Raw genomic sequence first — 11012 nt, forward strand, 5'->3', positions numbered from 1 at the left:
CTCAGCATCGAGGTGGGCGCGCTTGAGCGAGCCGATCCCGTGCTCTCCCGAGGCGGTGCCGCCGAGGGAGATCGCCAGGCCAATCACATGCTGGTAGGTGTCGTGTGCGGTCGCCACCGCCGCCGCATCCGCGGGGTCAAAGCAGATGATCGGATGCAGATTGCCGTCGCCGATGTGACCAGCCGAGAAGATGTCAACGCCGGCGTTCTGACCAATCGCGGCGATGCCATCGAGCAGCTCGGCGAGGCGCGATCTCGGCACAGAAACATCCTCGTTGAGGCTCGCCCCCGCGACGGCGCGCATGGCGCCGTGCAGCATTCTGCGCGCCTCCATGATGGCGTCGACGGCGGCAGCATCCTGGGCAATATCAACGGTCGTTGCCCCGCACGCGAGGGCAATCGCCGCGTACTCCTCAACGTCGGCGGCGGCGCGGCCAACCTCATCGGACTGGATGATCAGCGCGGCCCCGGCACCGGCCGGAAGCCGGGACGACGGCGAAAAGGAGGAGATCGCGGCGATGGTTCCGGCATCCAAATATTCGAGGATGCTGGGGCGGCGACGTGACGCCATGATCGCGTCGGCGGCGGCGAGCGCCTGGCTCGGTGACGGGAATGCGGCGAGCACACCACACGGCTCCCCCGGCGCCGGCAGCAGCGCGAGGGTCGCCTCGGTAACGACGCCGAGGGTGCCCTCCGATCCGACGATGAGGGAGGTTAGGTCGAGCCCCGCGACTCCCTTGACGGTGCGATGCCCCGTGCGGATGATTTCCCCACTCGCGAGGACGACCGTGAGTTCGCGCACGAAGTCGCCCGTGACGCCGTATTTGACGCAGCGCATGCCGCCGGCGTTGGTGGCGATGTTGCCGCCGATGGTCGAGATAGCCCACGACCCGGGGTCTGGCGGGTAGAAGAGCCCCCGCTCGGCGACGGCGCGCGCGAGCTCGAAGGTTATGACCCCGGCCTGGGTCGTGACGACCTGATCGGCCACATCGATGGACAGGATGCTGGTCATCCGCTCGAGGCTCAGCAGCAGGCATCCGTCGACCGCGTTTGCGCCGCCGGCCAGGCCTGAGCGGGTGCCTTGAGGCACGATCGGCACACCGTGTTTCGCTGCCAAACGAACGACTGCGGCGACCTGCTCTGTGCTCGCGGGGAACACAGCGGCGATCGGCACTCCCTGGCCTGTGCCGTCGGAATGGTCACGATCGAAGGCGAGCGCGGCGTCACCTGTTGCAAGCTGAGTGGCATCGAGCAGCGCGGCAACGTCGGCGATGATCGCGTGGTCCGTCATGAATCCATTGTGCTGCCGCGACGTGGTTATGCTGTGACCCCGTGAGCACAGATCCCACGGCAACAACCGCACCGGCAGCGGCCAGCCCAGCACCCTCTACCCCGAGCCGGGGCGGGCCCGTGCTGATCGGCGCTGTCGCCGTAGCATCCGTCGGCAATGGTCTGTTTCTTCCGCTCGCCCTCGTGTACTTTTTGGCGCTGACCGATGTGCCGCTCGCGACGCTCGGGGTGCTGTTGGGGGCGGCGAGCGCCGTTTCGCTGCCGATCCCGGCGCTGACGGGCATGCTCGTTGACCGGTTCTCTGCGCGGCGGGTGGTGATTCTGTCGCAGCTGATTCTGGCGGCGTCGTATGTGGCGCTCGTGTGGGTGAACGAGCCGATCGGCATTTTCGTCGCCTCGATGCTGGGCTCCGTGGGATCGCGGCTGTACTGGTCGTCAATCTTCACACTCATCTCGGATTACGTCGACGGAATCGTGGCGGCGACCCGCACCGATGGCTGGTTCGCGTGGGCGAATATCGCGCGAACGGTGGGGATCGGTGTCGGCGGTCTGATCACCGGTCTCGTGATCGCCGACGGCTCTGATGCTGCCTTCCGCGGGGTGGCCGTTGCTGCGGCAGTGTGCTTCGCGGTGGCGGGCACAGCGATTGCCGTCGCCGTGCGCGTGACCAGCTCCCGGCACGAGCAGGGCGACGAGCGTTTCGGCTACCGCACCCTGTTGCGCGACCGAAGCTTCGTTGCCCTCACCGGCCTCAACGTGATCTTCGCGCTGTCGACCCTCACCCTGGCCATCGCGCTACCCACGTTCGCGCGCGATGCTCTGGGCGGCCCGGCCTGGGTCACCTCCACCCTGCTGGTGGGCAACGCCGTGCTCGTGCTCGTGCTCGGCGGGGTGATCGTGCGGGTTGTCGCCCCCCTGCGACGAACCCGCGTTCTTGTGGCTGCCGGATGCGCATGGACGCTATGGTGCATCGGATTCGCCGTCATCGCTCCCCAGGAGGGGATGCTGAGCGGCCAGGGGATGCTGAGTGGCCAGGGGATGCCGAGCGGCCCGGCCGTCTGGGTCGTTCTCGTCGCCGCGACCCTGCTGTTTACGGTGGCAGAGCTGATGCATGCCCCGTCATCGATGGCGATTGCCGCCGCGATCGCTCCCCCGTCGGCGCGGGGTCGTTACCTGGCGACATTCCAGTATTCGTGGGTCATCGCGGAGATCATCGCCCCGATTCTGTTCGCGACGCTCTTTGCCGCCGATCACGCGTTGCCGTTCGTGGTGCTCGCCGCCGTGAACCTTGTGGGAGTGGTCGCAACGCTGCTTCTGGAGCGTCGCTTGCCAGCATCCGTTCAACACGGCTGAGGTTTATTTCAGAGTGTGACGGGCTCGTTTGAGGCGCGCTCACGGCTGCCCATAGTGTGAGCGAACTTGTTGACATGTGTGGGCGATGCAGGAATCCGCCGAGCAGATGCCAGCGTTCACAGCATCCGAGAGGCTCGACACCATGAAGCTCCGCGCTCCCCTAGCTCTGCTCGCAGCACCCCTGCTCATCTCGCTGGCTGCGTGCTCCGCCACCACAGCGGATGACTCGTCCGCGACGGGCGACGACACCGTCAAGGTTGCCGTCGTGCTCGGCGGACTCGCCAACGATGGTGGCTTCAACCAGTACGCGGCCGACGCCGTCAACGCACTTGCCGAGAGCGGCGACATCGAGGTGCAGATCCGCGAGTCGGTGCACAACCCGAGCGATGCAGAGCCCATCTTTCGCCAGTTCGGCGCAGAGGGCTACGACCTGGTGATCGGATGGGGCCTCGGCTTCTCCGACTCGGTGTTCAAGGTCGCAGAAGAGCTGCCCGAGACCAACTTCATCGCCACGGGAGCCGTCGACATCCTCGACAAGGCAACCGACAACGTCGAGACCTGGACCTATGCCACGCAGGAGGTCGGCTACCTGAGCGGCTGGGTCGCCGGCAAGTCTGGCCTCTCGCCCGTTGCCGTCGTCGACGGAGAGCTCGCGCCGTTCAACGAGCTGTCGTACGAGTACCTGTCGATCGGCCTCGCCGACGCCAACCCCGCGGCGAAAGAACTCGCCCCCATCTTCACGGGCAGCTGGGAAGACCCGCAGCTTGCCAACCAGGCCACGAAGGCCCAGATCGACCTGGGCGCCAAGCTCATCATCACGGGCGCAGAGGGATTCACCTCCGGTGTCATCGCTGCCGCTAAGACAGGCGGGGTGGCTACGTTCGGCGCTTCGAATGCCACAAGCTCCGACGCGTCATCCGTGAACATCGGCGTCGTCAAGATCGACTGGACCCCCACCCTGGCCGAGGCCGTCGAGCGCATCGCTGCCGGCGAGTTCGGCAACTACACCTACACCTCGACGATCGCCAACAAGGGCCTGGTGCTCGGCGACTTCAACCTCGTGAAGGCCGCCCCCGAGCTGCCCTCCGACATCGAGACGCTCGTCTCCGAGCTCGCCGCGCAGCTTGCCAGCGGCGAGGTCACCATCCCCTCCGTCGGCTAACGAATACACCGGCACCACGCCATGCGCGCCCCACTCTCGCTCCTGGGCGTCTCCAAGAATTTCGGAGACGCCCAGGCGCTGCGTGACGTCACCTTCACGGTCGAGCCGGGGCGCATCCATGCGCTCGTGGGCGAGAACGGTGCCGGCAAGTCGACCGCGATCAAGATTCTCTCGGGCCTCGAACAGCCGAGTTCAGGAGTGGTGACGGTCGGCGGCGAAGCGGTCGTGCTGGGCGGCAGAGCGGCGGCCATTCGGCAGGGTATCGGCCTCGTTCCCCAGCAGCTCAGCCTGATCGGCGACATGACCCTCGCAGAGAACTTCATCCTCACCCAGCCCCGCGCGCTCGCCCGCCGGCGGGACGCATCTCGCCTGTTGCGCAGTACCGCCGAGAATGCCGGCCTCGCGATCACGATCAACCGCCCCGTGAGCGAACTCGGCCTCGCCGAACGCCAGCTGGGTGAGCTGACGATCGCCCTCGCCCAGGGCGCGAGCATCCTGTTGCTCGATGAGCCGACGTCGGCCATCGGGCCCTACGAATCGGGCGGACTCTTCGAGCATGTTCGCTCCCTCGCCGACGGCGGCGTCGGGGTTGTGCTCATTACGCACCGAATCGACGAGGTGCGCCAGGTGGCCGACGACGTGACGGTGCTCTCGCACGGCGTCGTAACGCTGAGCGGCCCGGTTGCCGATTTCACCGACGCCGAGCTCGTCCAAGCGATGGTCGGCGAGCTGCCCGCCGTCGAACAGCGGCCAGCCTTTTGCGGCGGTCGCGACCGGCTCGTCATCTCGGGCCCCACCGCGCGCGGCGCAGGCTCCGCCGCGATCATCGACATCGATCTCACGGTGCGGGCTGGCGAGATCGTCGGTGTGCTCGGCGTCGCTGGCAACGGACAGAACGTGCTGGCGGATGCCGCGGCAGCCATCATCCGCCCCCTCCGCGGCACCGTGACCGTCGATGGCGTCGACGTGACGGGACGGGCGGATGTCGCTGCCAGCGCCGGGGTCGCCTACGTTCCCGAAGTGCGCGGCGACTTTGTTGTTCCCGCTGCCCCCGTGACGACCTCCGCGATCGTTCGGCGTCTTCAAGACCCAGAGTTCAGCCGGCGCGGAGTGCTGCAGTGGCGAGCCATCACCGAGTTCACCCGGGGGCTGCAAGAGCGCCATGATGTGCGCCCGCGAAACCCCCACGCGCTGGCCGGATCGCTCTCCGGCGGCAACCAGCAGAAGCTTCTCGTCGGGCGCGAACTCGACGGAACCCCGGCCGTGGCGATCCTGCACGGCCCGACGCAGGGCCTCGACCTGAACGCGGCCGGGGCGATCCGCCGCGAGGTCGCAACCGCCGCCGCGAACGGCACCGCCGTGCTGCTGCTCTCTGCCGACGTCGACGAAGTGCGCGAACTGGCCGACCGCATCCTGGTGGTCTCCCACGGACGCATTGTCGACGAATTCGAGACAGCCGACTTCGACTCCCACCGCGTCGGCCGGGCCATGGCGGGTCTCACCGAGGAGGCGCCCGCATGACACAAGAGAATCGTGTGGTCGGGGCGCTGCGCTCCGCCCTGCGGCCAGAGGGCAAGCCGTCGCGGCTGATCGTGGCGATCTATGCCGTCACCGCGATTGCGGTCGTTGCCGCGCTCGTCGCGGCCTCGGGCGGCGACCTGGGCGTCGCGCTGGGCGGCTGGTTCAAGGGCGCATTCGGCACCGGCTACAACGTTGTGCAGACCATCGCCTATGCCACGCCGCTCGTGCTCGTAGCGATCGGGGTTGCCGCGGCCCTTAAGGCCGGGGTTATCACGGTGGGGGCCGAAGGGCAGATGATCGTCGGCGCGATCGTCGCCACCGTGGTCGCGCTCTCGATCGGAGACGCGGTGCCGCTCGCCGTCGGGCTGCTGCTCGGCGCCATCAGCGGGGCCCTCGGCGGCGCAGCCTGGGCGTTGCTCCCGGGGCTTGCCCGTGTGCGCTGGGGAGTCAACGAGATCCTCTTCACGCTTCTCGCCAACTATCTCGCGGCGCTGCTGCTGACCTACCTGCTGCGAACATCCCTCCGTAACCCTGCCGGCTCGGCAACCCCGCAGAGCGCCCCGCTGCCCGAATCGTTTCTGCTGCCGCAACTGCCCCTGCCAGGCCGCCTTCACGCCGGGGTCATCCTCGTGGTGATCGTCGTCGCCCCCGCCCTGTGGTGGAGCCGGGGGCGAGGCGCGTTTCTCATCGGCGTCTACGGGCAGCGGCCCGTTTTGGCCGCGCGGCTCGGGCTCACCCCGGCCAAGGCCGTGCTCTCGACAATGCTCGTTTCGGGAGCCGCCGCCGGACTTGCCGGATGGATGCAGCTGGCCGGCGTCGACGGACGATTGCAGCCGGGAGTGAGTGCCGGTGTGGGTTTCGCCGGTATCGCCGTGGCCGTACTCGGCCGCGGGCACCCCGTTGGTATCGTGATTGCAGGAATCGTGTACGCCTCCCTCACCACAGGGGCGACGGGCGTGCAGATCGCCACGGGGACGACCCCCGCCTCGATCGGCACCGTCGCTCAGGGAGTGCTGCTTCTCGCTGCCGCTCTCGTGATCGCCGCGCCGCTCGTCAAGCACACGGCCGCCCCCTCACCGTCGAGAATCAGCGAGGAGGTCACGTATGGCACCGCTTGATTTCTGGGCCGTGGTGATCGCCGGAGCGCTCACCCTGTGCGCGCCCGTTGTGCTCGCCGGACTGGGCGAAATCTTTCTCGAACGCACGGGCGGCTTCAACGTGGGCATCGAGGGCATGATGCTTGTCGGCGCCGTGTTCGGCGTGATCGGGTCGCTCACGGGCGGCTTCTGGCTAGGGCTGCTCACGGGAATCGTTGCCGGGGCCGTGCTCGGCCTCGTGCTCGGCTTCGCGACCGCGTGGGGCAAAGCCGACATCATCATCGTCGGAATCGCGATCGGGCTGCTGGGCGCAGGGCTCAGCATCGCCCTCTACCAAATCCTCGCGCCCGCCGGCAGCAACAACCAGAGCGCGCCGACCCAGCCCGTCGTCTCGCTCCCGTTCCTCGCCGATATCCCCCTCATCGGTCGCGGTCTTGCCGACGCCGGAATCCTCTTCTACCTCTCCATCGCGCTGGTCGCTGCGTCGTGGTGGGTGCTCAAGCACACCCGATTCGGTCTTCGCCTCAGCGCGGTCGGCGACGACGAGGGAGTCGCCATAACCCGCGGCATCTCGCCCCGCCGCTACCGCACCATCGCGGCCATCATCGCCGGCAGCTTTGCGGGCCTCGCCGGGGCATCCATCCCGCTGTCGAGCATCGGCACGTTCACGCCGGGGATGACGGGCGGCAGCGGTTTCATCGCCCTCGCCGTGGTGATCATCGCGCGGCTCAAGCCGTGGGGGCTTCTCGCGGGAGCGCTGCTCTTTGCCGTGTTCAACTCCCTCTCGTTGCTCGCCCAGACCCAGAACCTTGGCCTGCCGGTCGAGCTGTATCAGGCGCTCCCCTACCTCGCCACGCTGTTCGTGCTGTGCGTCACCGCACGACAACGCTGGGCCAAGAGCCGCCGCCAGGTCGCGATCGCCTAGCCGCAGCATCCGAAAGCCCCTCCCCACCACTCAATCTCAGACCAGATCCACGCTCACAAAGGAACCGCACCAATGCCCGTCTCTCCCACCCCCTTTCCCATCACCGAACGTGAGGCCGCACACATCGCCGCCGTGCGCGAGCTTGCGACGGATGTTGCCGCGCAGGCAGCCGAACGTGACGACAAGGCCGAGCTGCCCCGTGAGGCGCTCGCCGCACTGCACGAGGCGGGCCTCAACAAGGCCGTTCTGCCCGCAAACGTTGGCGGAGAGGGCCTGAGCTACGTCGCCTACGGCGAGATCGTACGCACGCTTGCCGAGGCCGACCCTTCGGTCGCGACGATCTGGACGATGCACTCCGGTGCCGGTGTCGGCCTCTCTCAGCTCACCGCCGAGACCAAGGGTTCCTTCTACGCCGACGAGTTCCTGGCCGGTCGCCACTTCGCTAACGCCCTGAGCGAGCCCACGAGCGGCAACCGCTTTCTCAACCCGCAGCAGGCAGCAGACGAGGTCGAGGGCGGCTACCAGCTCGACGGCGCCAAGCGTTTCGTCTCGGGCAGCGAGATGGCCGACTACCTCATGGTCAACGTGCTCGTCGACGACGCCCCCGCATTCTTCGCCGTCAAGCCCGACGAGTCGGTGACCATCATCCCGATCTGGGACACGCTCGGTCTGCGCGCCACCCGCAGCCAGCTGCTCTCGTTCAACAAGACCCTCCTGCGCCATGAGGATCGTGGTCGTGCGCTCGGCCCCGGCGACTTCGCCGCTGTGCCCGCCGGTCTGCCGCTCATCTCGTTGGGAGTTGCGGATGCCGCGCTCGCGTCGATCGTCGACCACACGACCAACCGCATGATCATGGGCAAGCCGCTCTCGCACCAGCAGTGGGTGCAGTTCGAGGTCGCCGACGTGCAGTCGCGCCTCGAGGCCGTTCGCGCCTACGTCTTCCAGACGCTGTGGCAGGCGGACCAGGGCGACTACAACGCCCTCATCAACCTCGGCCGCTCCAAGTACCTCGCCAACAAGATCGCGGTCGAAGTCGCCCAGCTGGCCGTTCGCATCGGCGGAGCATCCGGATTCCTCAAGTCGTCGCCCATCCAGCGCCACCTGCGCAACGCCCAGGCGGGTCAGCTCATGGCCTACTCCACCGAGGTGCTCGCGGGCGAAATCGGCAAGCACGTGCTCAACGTCACAGAAGGAGCATGATCATGGCCGACCGCAACCGCATGATCTTTAACGCCTTCAACATCTTCTCCGCGTCGCACCACGACCAGGGAATGTGGGCGTGGCCGGGCTCCCGCCAGCTCGAATACAACGACATCAATTACTGGGTCGACATCGCGCAGCTGCTCGAGCGTGGCCACTTTGACACCCTCTTCTTTGCCGACGTGCTCGCGCCCTACGAGGCGTTCTCCAACTCGCGCGAAATGGCCGTCAAGAGCGGGATGCAGTTCCCCATCAACGACCCCGGCGAGCTCATTCCCGCGTTGGCATATGCCACAAAGGAGCTCGGTTTTGTGCTCACGCAGAACATCCTCCAGGAGCCGCCGTACACGTTCGCGCGCAAGATGTCGACGCTCGACCACCTCACCCGTGGCCGCATCGCGTGGAACATCGTCACCACCTTTCTGCCCGGCGCCGGCCGCAACCTCGGCCTCGGTGGGCTGCCGGAGCATGAGGACCGCTATGCGCGCGCCGAGGACTTCATCGACGTTGTCTACAAGCTCTGGGAGGCAAGCTGGGAAGACGACGCGGTTCTGCGCAACAAGGCCACGCAGCAGTACAGCGACCCGGCCAAGATCCACGAGATCAACCACGTGGGCCCGTTCTACGACGTCGTGGGCCCGCACCTGAGCGAGCCGAGCCCGCAGCGCACACCGTTCCTCGTGCAGGCCGGCGTCTCCCCGCGGGGCCGTGCCTATGCTGGCCGCAACGCCGAGGCGCTGTTCATCAACTCGCTCACCCCAGCGGATGCCGCGCCAATCGTCAACGATGTGCGCAAGGCAGCAGAGGCGGCTGGCCGCAGCCGCGACAACGTGAAGCTGCTCGCCATCCTCGGCTTCGTCGTCGGCAGCACCGAAGAAGAGGCCAAGCGCCTCCACGAGGAGATCACCGAGTTCCAGTCGATCGAGGCAAACCTCGCCAAGCAGAGCGTCTTCTTGGGGCACGACTTCAGCCAGTACGACCCCAAGGAGCCGATCTTCGAGATCGCCAAGCGCCCCGAGGGCCAGACCGGCATCGTCAAGGACCTCATCGCGATGTCGCCGCGCTCCGACTACACGATCGGCGAGCTCGTTCGCTGGTACGGCAACCTGCGCATCGTCGGAACGCCCGAGCAGATCGCCGACTCCATCCAGGATTGGCAGGATGCCGGAGTCGACGGCCTCAACGTGCAGTACGTGACCTCCCCGGGCACCTTCGAGGACTTCGTTGACCACGTCGCCCCCGTGCTCAAGCAGCGCGGCATCATGCAAGACAAGTACGCGCCGGGAACCCTGCGCGAAAAGGTGTTCGGCAACGGTCCGCAGCTGCCAGACGAGCACCCCGCTAAGGCGATCCGCCGCGCCGCCTTCGGCGAGTAGACCGGTTCAGTGATTCGGATGCCCGGGGCTTCGGCCTCGGGCATCCGTGCGTTAAGCCTCGGACAGCCGTGCGTAACCCTCGGGCATCTCGCGGCCCGCCGAGCGGCCCCAGCGGCAGCCCCCGAGGGGTCCCAAATGAGCCTTCGCGGGCAGGCCGAGCACGCATTTCGGCCCCCTCGACGCAGGCGAGCTCCACCCCCTCCGCCGAAGGGTCCCAAATGAGACTTCGCGCGGCGAGTGAGCACGCATATGGGTCCCCTCGGCGGGATGCACTCAGCGCGGGGCAGCGGCAGCGGGCAGCGGCAGCGGGCGGCGGGCCGCGGGCAGCGGGCCGTGCGCCGCCAACGTCAGCGCCAGGGCTCGGGGATCGTGCGCACGAGCGAGTACCGCACGATCGACGGATGATGCCACTCGAACGCGTGCAGCACGCGAAGCCCGCTGCGCACGACGCCGATGATCTCGAGCGTGAGGCAGGGCGACCCTGGCTCGAGCTCAAGCCGTGCCGCGGCATCCTCGTCCAGCGTTTGCAGGCCCGGGGTTGCGATCTCCCAGAGGAGCTCCTCACCCCACACCACGGCGGCCGCCTCGAAGACGGATGCTGCGGGGTCGACATCGCCGTCGAATCCGTCACGAAGCGCCAGGTGGTTCTCCGCGACCATCGCGGCCACACCATCCGCCCGCCAGCGCTTGACGGCACGAAGAGCGCGGCCGGGAACGCGGGGGCTCAGGTTGCGCCGAAGCGACATGGGCAGGTCGACGATCGCCGATTCCAGCAGCTCGACGCTCGGGGTGTAACCCAATCGAGCAAGCAGTTCGCTGTGTTCCGTCTGCTCCTCAAGGCGCACACCCATCCGCAACGCCACGGGGTCAACGGTCGTGGCCGCCCCCTGCTGGCGCCGCACAATGCCCTGCTGCTCCAGCAGTGCGAGGGCCCTGCGCACCTGAGGTCGGTTCACGCCGAGCCTTCTGGCCAGCTCGTTCTCCCCCGGCAGCGCCTCGGATGCGGCATCGGCCTCCCGGGCAATGCGCAGCACGCCGCGGCGCAGGCGCTCGAGTTCGTCGGGAGCGTCGTCGGTCATGCGCACAACG

9 protein-coding genes are annotated in these 11012 nt (G+C 67.6%); 7 read left to right on the forward strand and 2 right to left on the reverse strand.

The window, feature by feature from the left end:
- A partial coding sequence (locus AC062T_RS13320) for an FAD-binding oxidoreductase (protein ID WP_476030783.1) occupies positions 1-1290 on the reverse strand: 1290 nt, incomplete at its 3' end.
- 41 nt (positions 1291-1331) lie between these two features.
- On the opposite strand from AC062T_RS13320, the gene AC062T_RS13325 reads away from it, so the two are divergent.
- The 7 genes from AC062T_RS13325 to AC062T_RS13355 all read left to right on the forward strand — a co-directional run bounded on the left by AC062T_RS13325 (position 1332) and on the right by AC062T_RS13355 (position 9923).
- Positions 1332-2642: an MFS transporter gene (locus AC062T_RS13325; RefSeq protein WP_476030785.1), complete on the forward strand. Its 1311-nt coding sequence runs from the start codon at positions 1332-1334 to the stop codon at positions 2640-2642.
- Between the two features lie 85 nt (positions 2643-2727).
- Complete coding sequence (locus AC062T_RS13330; RefSeq protein ID WP_476030787.1) at positions 2728-3804, forward strand: BMP family ABC transporter substrate-binding protein; 1077 nt, start codon at positions 2728-2730, stop codon at positions 3802-3804.
- A 21-nt stretch (positions 3805-3825) separates the two neighbouring features.
- Positions 3826-5325: an ABC transporter ATP-binding protein gene (locus tag AC062T_RS13335; RefSeq protein ID WP_476030789.1), complete on the forward strand. Its 1500-nt coding sequence runs from the start codon at positions 3826-3828 to the stop codon at positions 5323-5325.
- Positions 5322-6443: an ABC transporter permease gene (locus AC062T_RS13340; protein WP_476030791.1), complete on the forward strand. Its 1122-nt coding sequence runs from the start codon at positions 5322-5324 to the stop codon at positions 6441-6443. Before AC062T_RS13335 ends, AC062T_RS13340 begins: the two co-directional genes overlap by 4 nt.
- Entirely contained in the window at positions 6430-7347 is a 918-nt protein-coding gene (locus AC062T_RS13345; RefSeq protein WP_476030793.1) for an ABC transporter permease, read from the forward strand. Before AC062T_RS13340 ends, AC062T_RS13345 begins: the two co-directional genes overlap by 14 nt.
- A 72-nt stretch (positions 7348-7419) precedes the next feature.
- Entirely contained in the window at positions 7420-8547 is a 1128-nt protein-coding gene (locus AC062T_RS13350; RefSeq protein ID WP_476030795.1) for an acyl-CoA dehydrogenase family protein, read from the forward strand.
- 2 nt (positions 8548-8549) lie between these two features.
- Positions 8550-9923, forward strand: coding sequence for an LLM class flavin-dependent oxidoreductase (locus tag AC062T_RS13355; RefSeq protein ID WP_476030797.1), 1374 nt, complete (start codon positions 8550-8552; stop codon positions 9921-9923).
- A gap of 347 nt (positions 9924-10270) precedes the next feature.
- Here AC062T_RS13355 and AC062T_RS13360 read toward each other — a convergent pair.
- A partial coding sequence (locus AC062T_RS13360; RefSeq protein ID WP_476030799.1) for a GntR family transcriptional regulator occupies positions 10271-11012 on the reverse strand: 742 nt, incomplete at its 5' end.

This window comes from Homoserinimonas sp. (assembly GCF_056262345.1).